Raw genomic sequence first — 16464 nt, forward strand, 5'->3', positions numbered from 1 at the left:
TCTGTTGTCCCGTGCGGCGTCATACCGAGGAACGATCGATGTCTGTCACGTAGGTCCGTTCGAACCAGACGATATCCCCCAGCGTGGCCCGGACCTCGTTGGACAACCGGAAGTGGGTGGCGGTGGCGGTGATCACCGAGCTGGTGTCGATGGTGACCCGCCAGTCGCCGCGTTCCAGGCCGATCGTCCATTGCGACTCGGCGGTCGCCGACAGCGGATCGTCCCCGGCGATGGTGTACCGCTCCAGCGCGGACTCCCGGTAGGTCAGCCCGTCGGGGAAGGTGCGGTTGCCGCCGTAGTTCGGGTCGACGGTCAGCACCCACCGCTCGGACTCCGGCTCGTAGCGGACCTCCCGCTCGGGCCGGACCGCCGGCGGCGGACCGGCCACGATCGCCAGCGGTGCGGCCTGCTCGGGCTCACCGAATCCGGGATGCGGCCGGTCCAGAGCCGCCGGGGCCAGGTCACCGACCACGAGTTCGCTGGCCGCCGGGTCCACGGTGACCGCCACCCGGGCGCCGTGCGGCCACACCCACGGCCAGTACGTCGTGGACAGCGCCACCCGCAGCCGGTGCCCGGCCGGGACCGTCCACCCGATCGCGGTCAGGTCGAACGTCACGTCCGTCCACTCCCCCGGGGTGAGCTCGTCGGCCCGGTCCATGCCGTCCCGGCGGGCCAGGTTCAGGGCGCCGCGGGTGATCAGCGTGGACGAGCCGTCGGGCGCCACGTCGCAGAGCCGGGCCACCACGTTGGCCCGTGGACCGCTGGCGGCGACCCGCAGCCGCAGCCGGGGGAAACCGAGGATGTTGAGGTCCTCCGCCAGCGGCGGGGTGTCGAAGACGACCGACCGGCCGTCCTCGGCGCGCTGGTCCGGCGGCAGGTCGGAGCGGTTGCCGAACGGGAACCACCGGCCGGCGTCCACCCCGGTGTGCTGCGGCGTGTCGACGAGCACCAGCCCGTCCGGGCCCGCGGCCAGGGTGCGGGTGTCCCGGGCCAGGTTGAAGACCCGGTCGGGCACCTCGGCGGACGGCCAGCCGGGCAACGCGACCCAGGTCCCGGGCCGTTCCGGGTAGTGCGTCGCCGGCCGGGCCGAGTCCTGCTGGTAGACGTGCAGCGGCGGCTCGTCCATCACCCCGTTGTCGGCGTCCTTGAGCCAGTGGTCCCACCAGCGCAGCGTCTCCTGCAGGAAGCCGATGGTCGGGCCCGGGGTGCGCGCGATGTCCGGGTACTGGTGCGACCACGGACCGATCAGCCCGCGGCACGGCGCGTCCAGGTTCTCCATCAAACGCAAAACCGCATTACGGTACGGGTCCGCCCAGCCCCCGACCGCGAGCACCGCCGCCTCGATCCGGGAGTAGTCCTCGCCGACCGACCCGTGCCGCCAGTAGTCGTCACGTTCCTGGTGCGACATCCAGATCTCGGCGTACGGCCGGAGCGCCTCCAGCCGTTCCCGCCACATCGGCTCCCACGCGTCACCGACCCGCCACGGGGCCGGCGGCCGGCTCTGGAAGGCGAGCATGGTGGCCGACCAGGCGGCCATGTCGATGCCGAGCAGCGCGCCACCGTAGTAGTGCACGTCGTCGGCGTACCGGTCGTCGGTGGAGCAGACGGTGACGATCGCCTTGAGCGCCGCGGGCCGTTCGGCGGCGACCTGCAGCGCGTTGAATCCGCCCCAGGAGATGCCGAACATGCCGACCTTGCCGGTCGACCACTGCTGCGCGGCCAGCCAGGCGATCACGTCGACGCCGTCCTGCTGCTCCTGCGCGTGGTACTCGTCGAGCATGACGCCTTCGGAGTCGCCGCTGCCGCGGATGTCGACGCGGACCGAGGCGTACCCGTGGCCGGCGTACCAGGGATGCCGCTGCGCGTCCCGGGGCGCCGTCCAGTCACCCCGGCGGTACGGCAGGTACTCCAGCAGCACCGGCACCGGATTCCGGTCCGCGTCGTCGGGCAGCCAGATGGTGGCGGCCAGCCGGGTCCCGTCCCGCATCGGGATCCACACGTGCTCCCGGACGGTGACGGTCCGGGGGAACTCGGTGGCGATTCTCATCATTCGGCTCCTACGGTGCCGCGCGACGCGAGTTCGGTCACCTCGGCGTGGCAGCGGATGGTGTGGGTGTCGGTGACCTGGAGGGCCGGGGGCGTGTTCGTCCGGCACACGTCCCGGACGATCGGGCAGCGGCTGGCGAACGCGCACCCGTGCTCGGGCGGCGCGTCCGGGATCTCGTCCTGCCGGGGCGGCGCGACCGCGGCGTGGTCGTCCCCGAGCTCGATCACCGCGTCCAGCAGGATCCGGGTGTACGGGTGGCACACCGCGCCGAAGATGTCGTCCACCCGCCCGCGTTCCACCACCCGGCCCAGATAGAGCACCACGATCCGGTCGGCGACCGCGCGGACCACGGCCAGGTCGTGGGTGATGAACAGGACGCCGAGGCCCTTCTCCCGGGAGAGCCGGTCCATCAGCCGCAGGATCGACGACTGCACCGACACGTCCAGCGCCGACACGATCTCGTCGGCCAGGACCAGGCTCGGTTCGGCGGCCATCGCGCGAGCGATGCCGACCCGCTGCCGCTGGCCGCCGGAGAGCTGCCCGGGGAGCCGTTCGGCGTAGCCGGCGGCCAGGTCGACCTCGGCGAGCGCGGACTCCACCGACCGGCCGCGGATGTCGAACAGACGCAGCGGACGGTTGACGCTGTCCCGGACGGTCCGGCGCGGGTTGAGCGAGGTGTCGGCGTTCTGGAAGATGAACTGCACGGCCTGGCGTACGTCCCGGGTGCGCTTGGCCACGGTCGGTGCCAGCGGGGTGTCGCCGCCGAGGGTGAGGGTGCCCGCCTCGTGGCGTTGCAGGCCGGCGACCACGTTCGCGATCGTCGACTTGCCGGAGCCGGATTCGCCGACCAGCGCGACGATCTCGCCCGCGGACACGTCCAGGTCGACGTCCTGGACGGTGGGACCGGTTCCCGGGACGTGTCTGGGCCGGTAGTCGACGCTCAGGCCACGGATCTCGAGCACGGTGGCCGTTTCGGTGGGCGGCTGCCGTACCAGCAAGGGGGTTTCGGTCTGCTCTTCGCCCCGGTCAATGGCCGCGTCGTCGAGGCTCGGCGGGATGCCCGGCACGGCGATCCGCGGGACGCTGGCGATCAACCCCCGGGTGTACGGGTGTCGCGGGCCGCTCAGCACGTCCCGGGTCGGGCCGGACTCGACGATCCGGCCCCGGCGCAGCACGGCGATGTGGGTGCACATCCGGTCGATCACGCCGAGGTCGTGGCTGACCAGGACCATCGACATGCCGAGTTCGCGGTGCAGCCGGGACAGCGTGTCCAGGATCGCGGCCTGGGTGACCACGTCCAGGCCGGTGGTCGGCTCGTCCAGGACCAGCAGCGACGGGCGGGCGGCCAGCGCCATCGCGATGCCGATGCGCTGCTGCTGCCCGCCGGAGAACTGGTGCGGGTACCGGTCCAGGGCGGCCGCCGGGTTCGGCAGCCGGACCATCCGGAGAAGTTCCTCGGCCCGATCCCGCCGCTGTTTGCGGGTGGCCTTGCCGTCCTTGGCGAAGGCCTCGGCGAGCTGGTCCACGATCCGCATGGTCGGGGTCAGCGCGGCGCCGGCGTTCTGCGGCACCATCGCGACGGTGGTGGACCGGAACTCGCGCAGCTGCCGGCCCGTGAGCCCGAACACGTCGCGGCCCTCGACCGTGACGGTCCCGGAGGAGATGAACGACGAGGTCCGCAGCGCGGCGAGCAGGGTTCCGGCCAGGGTGGACTTGCCGGAGCCCGACTCGCCCACCAGGCCCAGCACGTCGCCGCGGCCGAGGCTCAGGGTCACCTCGCTGAGCACGTCGACCTGGCCGCTCCCGGAGGTGTAGGAGACGCCCAGGTCCTTGATGTCGACGACGGCCGTCATCCGGCGATCTCCTTCATCCGGTCCACTCCGAGGCTCTTGGCGAGCCCGTCGGAGGCGAGGTTGAGCCCGACGATCAGGGTCGCCAGTGACACCATCGGCGCGACGGTGGCGAGCGGTACCAGCCCCATCAGGCTGCGGTTCTCCGCGACCATCAGGCCCCAGTCGGGGGTCGGCGGGTTCGCGCCGAACCCGAGGAACGACAGGGAGCTGATCAGCAACAGCACCCAGGAGGCGCGCATCGCGAACTCCACCAGGACCACGTCGAGGATGTTCGGGAGCACCTCGCGGAAGAGGATGTGGAAGGCGCCCTCGCCGCGGGCGCGGGCGGCGGTGACGAAGTCCCGGGGCAGCACGTCCATCGCCGCGGCCCGGACGATCCGGATCACTCCGCCGGTGTAGACCACCACGATCGCCATGATCAGCACCCAGGTGCCGGAGCCGAGGACGGTCACCACCACGAGCAGCGACAGGATGGCCGGTACGGCCAGGATCGAGTCGAGGACCCGGGTGATCAGGTTGTCCAGCCGGCCGCCGTGGTAGGCGGCGATCCCGGCGATGACCGTGCCGAGCAGGACCACCAGCGCGGTCGCGGTCAGGCTGGTGGTCAGCGCGTACCGGCCGCCGTACAGGGTCCGGGAGAGGATGTCGCGGCCCAGCGTGTCGGTGCCCAGCGGGTACGCCCCGCCAGGCAGTTGCAGGACCGCGGCCGGGTCGTTGACGACCGGGTCGTACCCGGCCAGCACCGGGGCCAGGATCGCGAGCACCAGGTGGATCAGCACCAGGGCGAACCCGATGGTGGCGGACTTGGACCGCAGGATGGAACGGACCAGCCGGGTGGCGGTCATCGCACTCTCCTCGGGTAGCGCAGACGCGGGTTGAGCAGGATGGCCGCGAGGTCGGCGAGCAGGTTGCAGACCACGTACGTCACCGCGCTGAGCACCGCGATCAGCAGGATGACCGGCAGATCCCGGTTCTGCACCGAGCGGATCATCAGGGTGCCCAGGCCGGGGTAGTTGAAGATGCTCTCGACCACCACGACGCCACCGATCAGCCAGGCCACGTTCATGGCGATGACGTTCAGGGTGGGCAGGATGGCGCTCGGCACCACGTGCCGCAGGATCAGCCGGGCCGGGGCCACCCCTTTGAGGCGGGCGGTCCGGACGAAGTCGGTCTCCATCACGTCGATGACCGACGTCCGCATCATCCGGATGATGTACGCCGCCGACACCAGCACCAGGGCCAGCGACGGCAGCGCCATCGACGGGAGCAGCTGGCCGATGGTCGCGTTCGACCCGGCGGTGACCACGGCCGGGAACACCGGAAACGTGATCGCCAGGAGCAGCACCAGCAGGGTGGCCACGATGAACTCGGGCACGCTCATCCCGACCAGCGCCAGCGTGGAGATCACCGAGTCCGGCCAGCGGTCCCGGTAGACGCCGGCGACCAGGCCGAGCACACAGGCCAGCACGAAACCGACCAGGATCGTCACCGCGGCCAGGAACGAGGTGTTCAGCAGCGCCCGCCCGACCTCGGAGCCGACCGGATGCCCGCTGGCCAGGGAGGTGCCGAAGTCCCCGGTCACCGCGTTCCCGAACCAGCTGAGGAAGCGCTGCACCGGCGGCTGCTCCAGGCCGAGCTGGGCGCGCAGGGTGGCCACCGCCTCCGGCGTCGCGTTCTGGCCCAGGATCTGGGTGGCCGCGTCACCGGGCAGGGACTGGATCGCCACGAACACGAGCACCGCGGAGAGCAGGATCGTGACGAGCGCCCAGCCCAGCCGGGTGAGCACCATGCGGATCACCATCGGCTATGCCACCAGGCCGATGGCGAGGTAGTCGAACTCGAAGCCGTGCTCCCGGTACCCGGCGACGTTCTTGCTGATCCCGACCAGCCGGTCGGCGAAGAACGGGGTCAGCACCGCGCCGTCGTCGACCAGGATCTTCTGGGCGTCCTGGTAGAGGGTTTTGCGCTTGGCCACGTCGACGGTGGCCCGGGCGGCGTCCAGGGTCTGGTCCAGCTGCGGGTTGGCGTACGCGTTCTCGTTGTACGACGACCCGGACCGGAACAGCTGGTTGAGCAGCTGGTCGATCGGCCGCCCGGTGTACCAGTAGCTGGTCATCAGCGGCTTCTTCATCCACACGTCGGTGTAGTAGGAGTCCGCGGAGGAGTTCTTCACGGTCAGGGTGATCCCGGCGCCGGCGACGCTGCCCTTGAGCGCCAGGGCCAGCGGGCTGAGCACCGAGTCGTAGCTGGAGGTGTAGATGTCCACCGCGAGCGAGGCCATGCCGGCCTGCTGGAGCAGCGACTTCGCCAGGTCCGGGTCGTAGTCCAGGCCGTAGTCGAGGTAGTAGGCGTCGGTCGGCGGGACCGGGTTGTTGCGGGCGATGGTGCCGCTGCCGTGCACGGCGAGCTGCAGCACGTCGGCCGGCTTGTACGCGTGCGCCAGCGCCTTGCGGACCAGCGGGTTACGGAACTCGGCCGAGGTGTTCAGCATCGGCACGGTGTACCACTGGGCGTTCTTGACCGCGGCGACCGTCGCGCTCGCCGAGGCCAGCACGGTCTGCGAGGTGGCGTAGTCGAGGTTGGTCTGGGAGATGAAGTCGATCTGCCCGGCCAGCAACGCGTTCACCCGGGCCTGGGTGTCCGGGATGGAGGAGAACTCGATGGTGTCGAGCTTCGCCTTGCCCCCGAAGTAGGAGTCGTTGCGGGCCACCTTGCCGGGTCCGGCGGCCTGGAACGAGACGAGCTTGAACGGGCCGGTGCCGATGCCGGTGCTGCCGATCGTGGCGGCCGAGCCGTCCGGGATGAGGTAGCAGTTGTAGCTGGTCAGCAGGCTGGCGAACTCGGCGTTCGGCGCGGACAGGGTGAAGACGACGGTGCCGGCGTCCCGGGCCGTGACCGACTTGCCGTCGACGAAGGTGGAAAGCACCGCGGCCTGCGGGGACTTGGTCGCCGGGTCCAGGATGTGCTGGATCGAGTAGACGACGTCCTGTGCGGTGAACGACTTGCCGTCGTGCCAGGTGACCCCGGTGCGCAGGGTGAAGGTCCAGGTCTTGGCGTCCGCGGACGTCTCCCAGGAGGCGGCCAGGTCGGGCTGGACGCTGCCGGCCTCGTCGAGCTTGACCAGCCGGTTGTAGAGGGCGCCGAGATATTCGTACGCCGACAGTGAGCTGGCCGGGTCGAGCGTCTCCGCGGTCGAGGCCGGCGGCCGGGCGATCCGCAGCGTGCCGCCCTGCTTGGCGGTGCCGGTCGCCGCTCCGGAGGCGGCCGGCAGCGCCGATCCGCCACTGCCGCAGGCCGCCAGGAAGGCGGTGGACAGCACCGCCAGGCCGGAGCCGGCGAGCAGCGAGCGACGCGACAACACACCGCTGGCGGGAGTGTTCGAGCGAGCTATCACGGTGACCCTTCCGAGGCGCCTAATCAAACGACTGTACAAGTTATTTGATGTACCGTACGAATAACGCCTAGGGTTCGCAATGGCGGCCTGTAAAGATCATGTAACCGACCGGGGTGGGGAACGTCCGTGCAGTTGGCCTGGCTTCGTCGTCCCGGCACCCTGATGGTGATCACGTCAGCGCCCACCTACGTGGCGACCAGTGAGCTCCTGCGGGTGATCAGCCCGCTCGACCTGACCCCGGTGCGCTTCCTCGGGGCGGCCCTGGTGCTCGGGCTCTACCTGCTGATCCGGCGCCGGCGGCTGGTCGCCCGGCGCGGCGACCTGCTCCGGGCCTTCGGGGTCTCGGCGATCGGCTACGCCGCCTACGGCACCCTGCTCAACATCGGGCAGACGACGGTGCCCGCCGGGACGACGAGCCTGCTGCTGAACACGTCACCGGTCTTCGCACTGATCCTCGGCCGCCTGCTGCTCGGTGAACGGATCACACCCCGCGGCATCGCCGGGACGATCGTCGCGATGACCGGCGTGGCGATGGTCGCGGTCTTCGGCGGGGGGCGTCTCGGCCTCGGCTGGAACGCACTGATCATCCTGTTTGCGGCCTTGATCCTCGCGCTCTACCTTATCTGGCAGCAGCCCCTGCTCAGCCGGATTCCGGCGATCGAGATGGTCTTCTGGGGCTGCCTGTGGGGTGGCCTGCTGACCCTGCCGCCGGCCCCGCTCGACCTGCACCTCGCCGCCTGGCAGGGCCGCACCTGGCTCGCGCTCGCCGTGCTCGTGCTGGTCAGCACCGCGCTCGCCTACGTGTTCTGGGCCCGGGCCCTGGCCGAGACGAGCGTCGCCGAGGGCGGCTCGCTGCTCTTCGCCGTGCCGCTGATCTCCATCACCCTGGGCTGGCTGCTGCTCGACCAGGCCCCGACCCCGGCCGCCGTCATCGGCGGCTGCATCGCCGTCGCCGGCGTGATGCTCGTCAGCCGGTCCGCCGCTCCGCCACCACCCGCCGCCGACGACGTTCCCGCACCCCGACCCGCCCCCGCCGAGGTTCCCGTGCCCGTGCCCGTCGACGAGGCCGTCGTCGATCTCACCATCACGGCGACCGACCGCGCGGCGATCACCGCCGCCGTCGGGCGTGCCGTCGCCCAGATCGGCGCCCGGCTCGCCACCGTCTCGCTGTGGCGGCCCGGCAGCCAGGACCTGGTCCGGATCTACACCTCGATGCCCGAGGTCTACCGGCCCGGCGGCGTCTCGGCCGGCCTCGGCGCCGACTGGATCGACCAGTGCGTGGTCCGGCGGGAGTCCTACCTCACCGACGACCCGGGCGACCCGGAGTCCGACGCGTTCGAACACCACGACACCCTGGCCGCGCTGCGGCTCGGCGCGGCGATCAACGCGGTGGTGGCCCAGGACGGCCGCTTCCTCGGCTGCCTCAACCTGCTGCACAGCCCCGGCAGCTACACCGCCGCGGACCTGCGCGTCGCCGACGCGGTCGCCGCCGACCTGGCCGAGATCCTGGCCCGCCTCGCCCCGCAACCGGACCGCCGCCTGAACGCCTGAGCCCGGCCGGACTCACCACGGCAGCCGGCCGCACACCCCGGCCGAAATGCCGGCCGGCTCGCGCATGCTCCCGCGCGGCGGAGTCGTCGCACCTCGCCATCGAGCAGGCGGACGCCGTTCGCATCCGGTCGGTGCCGCCGACCACCTCCGCGCGCGAGCGTGATCGGCCACGGACCGCCCGGCGATCGCGCCGGGTGCACGCTACGCCGATCTCCGGCAAACATGACGAAAGGCCCACCGCAATGGATCATCGCGGCAGGCCTTTGCGAAGCTCAAAATACTTGTGGGCGATACTGGGATCGAACCAGTGACCTCTCCGGTGTGAACGGAGCGCTCTCCCGCTGAGCTAATCGCCCTCAACGAGAAGGAACTCTACCGGACGCCGAACCGCTCACGCGAATCGGGGGTTCCCGCAGGCGGGAACGGCGATCTCGCCCGCGGCGCCGCCGACCGGCGGAAGCTGGCCTAATGCTTGTCGACGAAGTCCTGCCCGACCTGGATCAGGTCGATCCCGAGGCTGAGCCGTACCGCGAAGTACACGATCGCGGCCACGAAGACCATGCCGACGACGCCGATCAGCCCGCGCATCGGCAGGCTCTGCCGGCCGATCCACTGCGTCCAGTTCTTCACGTGCCGCTTGGTGAACGCGAGCAGGTTCTTCGCCCAGACGAACTCGACGGCCAGGATGGCCAGGCCGAGGATCACGATGGCCCACCCCGGCCCGGGGAACGGGATCAGCACGATGCCGACGGCGACGACCAGGCCACCCAGCACCCCGACGCCGATCTTCAGAGCGAGCCGCCCGGTGGGAGTGGAACGGATACGGTCGAGCAGACGCACGTCAGTAGCCTTCACGTCCGGTTTTACACCCATTTCATCCCCCAGTGTCCCGGGGCCCCGTCACCGCCCGGGACGAATGGACGTTACCGGAGTAAGTCAACTGCTGGACCACCCGACGCCGGGCGGAACCGAGTACATGGGCAGAACAGGACAAGATATCTAATTGCGTCCTGGGCGGAGAGGTTTTCGGAACCGTCTTCCCACTACTGGGTGAGATCAGCGTATGGCGGAGCGTAACGACAGGGATCACCTGAGTATGGGAAACGCGGGGTTCACCAGCCTCGCAGCGGTGCCGGGGGGAGTTCGTCCATGAGTACCATTCGTCCAACGACCGTCGAGGTCGAGACCTCGCTGCGGCTCGTAGCACCAGACGCGACGGCACTGCCGGTGCGCGCCAGTCTGCGCTACGACCCGGCGGACCCTTATGCGGTCCATGTGTTGTTCCACGCGGAATCAGCCGGTGGGGAAGCCGTGAGCTGGTCATTCGCTAGGGAACTGCTGGTTACCGGGCTCGACGAGCCGGCTGGTATCGGCGACGTCCGGGTGTGGCCGTGGGCCACGCCGCGGGGGGATTTCGTCGCGCTGGCGTTGTCGTCACCTGACGGCAACGCGCTGTTCGAAGTGCCGCGCAGTGTCCTCGTCCGATTCCTGCGGCGCACCTATGTGGTGGTGCCGCGTGGACGGGAATCAGAGCATCTGGACGTGGATGCGGCGGTCAACCGCCTGCTCGCCGGTAGGTGACAGGCAGTCCCACTGGAAAGCGGCCAAGGGCGACCCGTACGGACACTGCCGGTCCGTGCGGGTCGCCCTTTATCCGGGGGAAAAGTCTGGATCTCCGAAAAGGAATCGGAATCGGACGTATAGCGAATACCGAGCCACTAATCGGACAAATAGCCCGGTCGGTGCGGTAAGGGATGCGTTAACGGCCATCGACGGTTACCGTCAGGCACGATGCCAGCACTCATTCATCGCGCTGAGCGCGCGCCAGCCAGTACACCGCCCGACTGGGCGGGGGTCGGTGCTTGCGCCCTGCCGGTGGTGGCGGGATCCGCCACCGGGTTACTCGAGTGCCACGCGCTCGTGCTGACCACCACGGGGCCCTTGCATGCCGACGTAGATTTCACCTCCTACCTGGCCGGGCCGGGAACGCTCCTCTGGGTGCGTCCGGGTCAGGCCGTCCACTTCGAGACGGGCAGTCCACCGCCGGACACCGCCACGGTCGTGTTCCGGCCGGGGCTGTTCGGGCCGGAGGAACTTCCCGGGCTGTTCCCGGACGATCCGGATGGGCCGGGGCGGTCACCGCTCGTCCTGCCGGACCCGGAAGTCTTCCGCGCCGCGTTCGACCACCTCGCGGCCGACGCCGCGGGGCCGCCGGGCCGGATCGCCGCCGCCCTGCTGCACCATCAGCTGGCCGCACTGCTGTTGCGGATCCGGCTGCTGGACGGCTCGGGTGACGATCCGGGCAACGTCGAGACCCGCACGTTCGAGCGGTTCCGGCGACGCCTGGAGGACGGTTATCCGCACAGCCGCCGGGTCGAGGACTACGCGGCCGAGCTGGGTTGCTCGGTGCGCACCCTGACCCGGGCCAGCCTCGCGGTGACCGGGCGGACCGCCAAACAGGTGGTCGACGACCGGGTGGCCCTGCAGGCCCGCCGGCTCCTCGCCGCCACCGAGCTGTCGGTGGCGGAGGTGGGTCGCAGCCTGGGGTTCGGGGAGCCGACCAACTTCGGGCGGTTCTTCCACCGGGAGACCGGACTCAGCCCGGGGCACTTCCGGGGCGGGCCACCCGACCCACCCGGGGGCATCCCCGGACCGCGACTGCCCACTGACTGAGGGTTAATTCCCACATCGCCCTGGGGTATGTGCATCCCGGATGCGACGAGGGGGCAGAATAGTCGCGTGCAGATCTCCGCGCGCGGCGACTATGCGGTCCGGGCAGCGCTCAGTTTGGCGCAGGCCTACCCGGCACTGATGTCCGCCCAGGCCATTGCCCAGGACCAGGAAATGCCCCGCAAGTTCCTCGAGGCGGTGCTCGCCGATCTACGCCGCGCCGGGGTGGTGCGGGCGCAGCGAGGTGCCGAGGGTGGGTACACGCTGTCCCACCCACCACGGGACGTGACGATCGGCCAGATTCTCCGGGCGGTCGACGGACCGCTCGCCGGTGTGCGCGGCCTCCGTCCGGAGGAGACGCAGTACACCGGCGCCGCGGAGAACCTGCCGAACCTCTGGGTCGCGGTGCGTGCCGCGGTCCGCGAGGTGGTCGACGAGGTGAGTCTCGCCGAGTTGATCAGCGGCCGGATGCCCGCGCACGTCCGCAAACTGACGACGCGCCCGGACGCGTGGCAACCGCGCTGAGACGCTGACGTTTGTCGAAACGTCTGATCGGGAATCGTGCTGTCATCGCACAGCTGTTCCCCCCGAAGGAGACGTTCCGATGGGCCTCGTATTCCGTAGCCGCAAGAAGTTCGGTCCGCTGATCCTGAACTTCACCGAGAACGGTTACTCGTCGTGGAGCTTCAAGATCGGCCGCTGGTCCTGGAACTCCAAGACCCGCGCGCACCGCGTCGACCTGCCCGGCCCGCTGTCCTGGAAGCAGGACAAGTCCCGGTCCAAGTCATGACGCGCTGATCAGCACGTCCCCGCCGAGCCGGCCGGTCGCCGGGTCGCGGGTGACCGTGCCGGCGTCGAGCATCAGGTGCAGAACCCGGTTCGCGTCGGCCGCTCGATAGACCGTCTCGGTCAGCGTGAACGTACGCAGGTCGCTGACCGTCGCCGCACCCACCTCGGCCAGGTGCGCCAGGATCTCCCGGCGCAACGGGCCGGGGTGCGGCTGCAGCGAGATGTCGATCAGGTGCCGTTCCGGGTCGCCCGGGTCGCGCAACCGCACCCCGGCGAACTCGTCGACGGCCCAGAGCGCCTCCTTGAACTGCTCCAGGCTCTTGCCCGACGCGGTCGCGAACACCACCACCTCACCGGGCTCCTCGCCGACGGCCAGCTCCGCCGCGGTGAGCAACGGGAACGCGTCCCGATAGGGCTCCACCGGCGAGCCCGCCGGCAACACCAGCAGCGCCTCCCCCGGCCGGCCTTCGGCCAGGGCCGTCACGGTGGCCACGGCGGGCGGTTCACTCGCGCTCCCGGCATCGAGAAAACCCAGCGTGGGTACGCCTTTGGCCCCGGCGGCCCGGAGCGCGACCTCGGCCGGAGCCCCGATGGCGAGAACGGACAGCCCCGCCCCCGCGCCGGCCTGGCGCTGAACCTCGGCGAGCCGGGCAGTGATTGTCGTCATGTCGTCACCGACGGCCACCATGAACAGTTCCCGGCCACGGGCCAGATCGGGCAGATCGGCGAGCACCCGGACCGCCGCCTCGGCCGTCGCCCCGGCGTCCACGTCGGCGTATCCGTGCAGATAGATGGCGCGGCGCCCACGATGCAGCGCGGCCGGCGCCCACGCTTCGAGGTGCCGGATCAGCAGTTCGCGTTTGACCGTCGTGACAGACATGCGGAAGTTCTACCCCGTCCCCTCGGTACCGGCCGTCACACCCCAAGACTTGTACCTAGGGTATTCGTCCGAGCACTATGAGATACGTGGCTCCTCCGCTCGCCGAACTCACCGCCCAGGCACAGACCCTCTCGTCAGCCGGCGATCTCACGGGCGCCCGGGCCGTTCTCGCGGACGTCCTGCGCACCGCCGACGCCGATCCCCGCCGCGCCACCGCCGAGCTGGCGGTCGCCGCCGCCCTCTTCGCCCGGGTCCTGATCGCGCTCGGTGACCCGCAGTCGGCCCGGCTCTGGGCCGCCTTCGCGCACGCCGCCGAGGAGCAGTTGCACGGCCGGAACGACGAGCGCACCGTCGCCGCGGCCGCCACCCACGCCGCGGTCCTGCACCGCATCGGACAGTACGGCCGGGCCGCCCTGGTCTATCACGACCTGGTCGGCGCGCTGGCCCATCTGGACGACCCGGAGTCGGCACGGGTGCTGGCCGCCGAGGCCGACCTGGCCACCGCCGAGCACGCGGCCGGGCACTGTGCCGCCGCCCGCGCCCGGCTGACCGGCGCGTGGCGGCGCCACCAGCGCCTCTTCGGGGAGTCCGCGCCGGCCGGCATCAAGATGCTGGCCCGGCTCGGCGCGATGGAGCGCGAGTGCGGGCGGGACGCGGCGTCCCGCGACCACCTGGCCACCGCGCTGCGCCTGAGCCGGGAGCACCTGCCCGCCGACCATCCGCTGGCCCGCCAGGCGGCCGCGCTGGTCGAGGGCGAGCGCTCGGGCCGGCACACCTGCGGGCGGATGACCCGGCCGGGCCGGGACGACGACACCGAGCTGCGGCCCGGCGGCTTCCGGCCGTTCCCGCGCCGCCCCACCGTGCCCGACCCGGGCGGGCGCAAGCCGAGCACGAAGTACCCGCCGAAGCCGGACGACACGTTCGACGACGCCACCCAGCCCCCACCGGACAATCTGACCACCGATCCCAACGGCACGGTCTACCAGCAGCCGTTCTACCTGAGCGACCTGAACCTGCCGGGGGACCCGATCGGCCGGCACGCGCGGGCCGACACCCCGCCACCCCTGCCCGGCTACCGCGCACCCGACTACGGACCGGTCGGCACCGCCCACGCGTCCACCGCCGAGCCGGCGCCGAACAGTCCGGCCGCCCGGCGCGGCGGCCACCCGGCGCTGCTCGCGGCGGCCCTGGCCGGCGGCGTCGCGGTCGCCGCCGCCGTGGTGATCATGACGCTGCCGGACGCGGACGGCGCCACCACCCCGCAGGCCGCCCCGTCGGTGCCCGGCAAACCGACCCTGTTCAGCGCCGGCCCGGGCGCGCCCGGCTCGCCGGACCGGGTGACCCTGCGGGACAACGGCGCCAGCGTGTCGCTGAACTGGGTCTACCCGGCCGCGGCGAAGGGGCCGGTGGTGATCTCCGGCGGCCGGTCCGGGCAGCCGCCGAGCGAGTTCCAGCGGCTCGCCGCCGGCGCCGTCGGCTACGAGGTCTACAACCTGAACGAGCGGCAGGACTACTGCTTCACCGTCGCGGTGCAGCCGCCGGCCGGCAAGCTCGTCTCCTCCGCCCCGGTCTGCACCGCCCGGTGAGCCGCGCAACCGCATCGCACCCGGACGGGACCCGCCCTGCCACCGTGGAGCCGGATTCTTGGCCGTCACGGCGACTACAGGAAGTAGGGACAGTGACGACCGATACGGCGAACTGTGTCCCCACCGCGCTCGACGAGCTCGGTGCCCTCGAGGCCGCCGTCGCGGAGCTCGAGAGCCGGTCCAACTCGCAGTTCCGGACCGTGCGGGATCCGGCCGCCGAGCTCCGTCGCCGGGCCGGTGAGCTCGGCGCGGACGAGCTCTGCCAGCGCGCCGACCTGCTGCTCGCCTCGGTCGACCTGCGGGAGGGCCGGATCGGCGAGGGCGGCCAGACCGCGCACCGGGTGCAGGCCTGGGCCGAGCAGCACAACTCGCCGTACCTGCTGGCCCGGGCGCACCGCCAGCTCTCCCTGTTCTACCGGTACGTCGGCGACTCCGCCGACGGGCTCAAGCACGCCGTGCAGGCCGTCGCGCACATGGACGACGAGTGGCCGGTCACCATGCGTACCCAATTGTTGATGTCCTTGTCGGTGGCGCTGGAGGAGTCCGGGTCGCGGGCCGAGGGCGACCGGCGGGCGCGGGAGGCCCTCGCGCTCACCAAGGCCGACGGCGACCAGGAGATGACCATCCTGGCGCTGAACAACATGGTCTACAGCGCGTATGAGAACGAGGACGAGGCGACCGCCCGCTCGCTGGTCGCCGAGATGCACGAGCTCCAGGCCCGCACCGGGCACCGGTTCGGGGCGAACGAGCTGGACACGATGGCCCGCGTCGAGCTGCTCGGCGGGCACTACGACGAGGTGGAGGCGCTGCTCACCCCGGTGCTGGCCGACCTGGTCGCGGCGAACGAGGGCGACGCGATCGCCGAGTGCCAGCTGACCCTGGCGCTGGCCCGCCGGCTGGCCGGGCGGTACGCCGAGGCGCAGGCCGCGCTCGACGCCAACCTGCGGCTCTGCCAGGACCGTGGGCTGGCCGCGGTCCGGGCCCGGATCCGCGAGGAGCAGGCCGCGCTGTACGCCGCGACCGGCCGCTTCGCCGAGGCGTACGAGGAGCACCGCGCCTTCCACACCGAGAACACCGCCCTGCTCTCCGCGCAGCGGGACGCCCGGGCCCGCGCGCTGCAGGCCGTCTTCGAGGCGAACGAGGCGCGCCGGGCCAGCGAGCACTTCCGCGAGATGGCTCACCGCGACGCGCTCACCGGTCTGTACAACCGGCGGTACGTCAACGAGCGGCTGCCCGCCCTGCTGGGCGAGGCGGCCGGCGGTCACGGCCCGCTCTCGATCGCAATCATCGACCTGGACCACTTCAAGCGGGTCAACGACACGCTCTCGCACGCCACCGGCGACACCGTGCTGCAACAGGTGGCCGAGCTGCTGGAGGAGGCGGCGCCCGGGCTGGCCCTCGCCGCCCGGATGGGCGGCGAGGAGTTCCTGCTGGTCTTCCCGGGGGTCGGCGCGGAGGACGCGGCGATCCGCTGCGAGCGCCTGCGGCTGCGGATCCGGGCGCACGCCTGGGGTCCGATCACCGGCAGCCTGCCGGTGACCACCAGCATCGGGGTCACCACGTCCAGCGACGGGCACGGCACGCCGGCGTCGCTGCTCGCCCAGGCCGACCGCAACCTCTACGCCGCCAAGCGCGGCGGCCGCGACCGCGTCGTCGGTGACCTGGTCATCTGACCGGGTCCGGCGATCGGCGCG

At 71.4% G+C, this 16464-nt stretch carries 14 protein-coding genes and 1 tRNA gene; 7 read left to right on the forward strand and 8 right to left on the reverse strand.

Going from position 1 to position 16464, the window contains the following annotated elements:
• Window positions 1–19: 19 nt before the first annotated feature.
• The 5 genes from L3i22_RS44905 to L3i22_RS44925 are packed head-to-tail and all read right to left on the reverse strand — an operon-like array spanning window position 20 to window position 7261.
• Entirely contained in the window at window positions 20–2047 is a 2028-nt protein-coding gene (locus L3i22_RS44905; RefSeq protein WP_221323522.1) for a CocE/NonD family hydrolase, read from the reverse strand.
• Entirely contained in the window at window positions 2047–3900 is a 1854-nt protein-coding gene (locus L3i22_RS44910) for an ABC transporter ATP-binding protein (RefSeq protein ID WP_221323523.1), read from the reverse strand. Before L3i22_RS44910 ends, L3i22_RS44905 begins: the two co-directional genes overlap by 1 nt.
• Complete coding sequence (locus tag L3i22_RS44915) at window positions 3897–4745, reverse strand: ABC transporter permease (RefSeq protein WP_221323524.1); 849 nt, start codon at window positions 4743–4745, stop codon at window positions 3897–3899. The genes L3i22_RS44910 and L3i22_RS44915 overlap by 4 nt, the downstream gene beginning before the upstream one ends.
• The gene (locus tag L3i22_RS44920; RefSeq protein ID WP_221323525.1) at window positions 4742–5689 is read right to left on the reverse strand and encodes an ABC transporter permease; all 948 of its coding nucleotides are present in this window, start codon (window positions 5687–5689) and stop codon (window positions 4742–4744) included. The genes L3i22_RS44915 and L3i22_RS44920 overlap by 4 nt, the downstream gene beginning before the upstream one ends.
• Before the next feature lie 15 nt (window positions 5690–5704).
• Window positions 5705–7261 carry an ABC transporter substrate-binding protein gene (locus tag L3i22_RS44925; protein WP_221323526.1) on the reverse strand — a complete coding sequence of 519 codons (1557 nt, stop codon included), beginning with the start codon at window positions 7259–7261 and terminating at the stop codon, window positions 5705–5707.
• Between the two features lie 159 nt (window positions 7262–7420).
• Between L3i22_RS44925 and L3i22_RS44930 the strand changes: the two genes are divergently transcribed.
• Window positions 7421–8845 carry a DMT family transporter gene (locus L3i22_RS44930; protein WP_221323527.1) on the forward strand — a complete coding sequence of 475 codons (1425 nt, stop codon included), beginning with the start codon at window positions 7421–7423 and terminating at the stop codon, window positions 8843–8845.
• Window positions 8846–9129: 284 nt separating this feature from the next.
• Here L3i22_RS44930 and L3i22_RS44935 read toward each other — a convergent pair.
• Both L3i22_RS44935 and L3i22_RS44940 read right to left on the reverse strand, forming a co-directional pair.
• Window positions 9130–9201 (reverse strand) — tRNA-Val (locus L3i22_RS44935).
• A 109-nt stretch (window positions 9202–9310) separates the two neighbouring features.
• Window positions 9311–9718 carry a TIGR02611 family protein gene (locus L3i22_RS44940; RefSeq protein ID WP_221323528.1) on the reverse strand — a complete coding sequence of 136 codons (408 nt, stop codon included), beginning with the start codon at window positions 9716–9718 and terminating at the stop codon, window positions 9311–9313.
• Window positions 9719–9994: 276 nt separating this feature from the next.
• Here L3i22_RS44940 and L3i22_RS44945 point away from each other — a divergent pair, with 276 nt between their 5' ends.
• From L3i22_RS44945 to L3i22_RS44960, 4 genes are all read left to right on the forward strand, one after another.
• Window positions 9995–10426 (forward strand): SsgA family sporulation/cell division regulator, encoded by a 432-nt coding sequence (locus L3i22_RS44945; RefSeq protein ID WP_020514863.1) that lies wholly within the window; start codon window positions 9995–9997, stop codon window positions 10424–10426.
• A 360-nt stretch (window positions 10427–10786) separates the two neighbouring features.
• Window positions 10787–11518, forward strand: coding sequence for a helix-turn-helix transcriptional regulator (locus tag L3i22_RS44950; protein WP_370644302.1), 732 nt, complete (start codon window positions 10787–10789; stop codon window positions 11516–11518).
• Window positions 11519–11584: 66 nt separating this feature from the next.
• Window positions 11585–12040 (forward strand): Rrf2 family transcriptional regulator, encoded by a 456-nt coding sequence (locus tag L3i22_RS44955; protein ID WP_092554613.1) that lies wholly within the window; start codon window positions 11585–11587, stop codon window positions 12038–12040.
• Between the two features lie 79 nt (window positions 12041–12119).
• Window positions 12120–12305, forward strand: a complete 186-nt coding sequence (locus L3i22_RS44960; RefSeq protein WP_221323530.1) for a DUF4236 domain-containing protein — start codon at window positions 12120–12122, stop codon at window positions 12303–12305.
• On the opposite strand, the gene L3i22_RS44965 is transcribed toward L3i22_RS44960, so the two are convergent.
• Window positions 12300–13184: a hypothetical protein gene (locus tag L3i22_RS44965; protein WP_221323531.1), complete on the reverse strand. Its 885-nt coding sequence runs from the start codon at window positions 13182–13184 to the stop codon at window positions 12300–12302. The genes L3i22_RS44960 and L3i22_RS44965 overlap by 6 nt on opposite strands.
• Before the next feature lie 77 nt (window positions 13185–13261).
• Between L3i22_RS44965 and L3i22_RS44970 the strand changes: the two genes are divergently transcribed.
• Window positions 13262–14770, forward strand: a complete 1509-nt coding sequence (locus tag L3i22_RS44970) for a tetratricopeptide repeat protein (RefSeq protein ID WP_221323532.1) — start codon at window positions 13262–13264, stop codon at window positions 14768–14770.
• Between the two features lie 92 nt (window positions 14771–14862).
• Window positions 14863–16443 carry a GGDEF domain-containing protein gene (locus L3i22_RS44975; RefSeq protein WP_221323533.1) on the forward strand — a complete coding sequence of 527 codons (1581 nt, stop codon included), beginning with the start codon at window positions 14863–14865 and terminating at the stop codon, window positions 16441–16443.
• The last annotated feature ends 21 nt before the right edge of the window (window positions 16444–16464 follow it).

The sequence above is a fragment of the Actinoplanes sp. L3-i22 genome, from assembly GCF_019704555.1.
GTDB lineage: Bacteria > Actinomycetota > Actinomycetes > Mycobacteriales > Micromonosporaceae > Actinoplanes.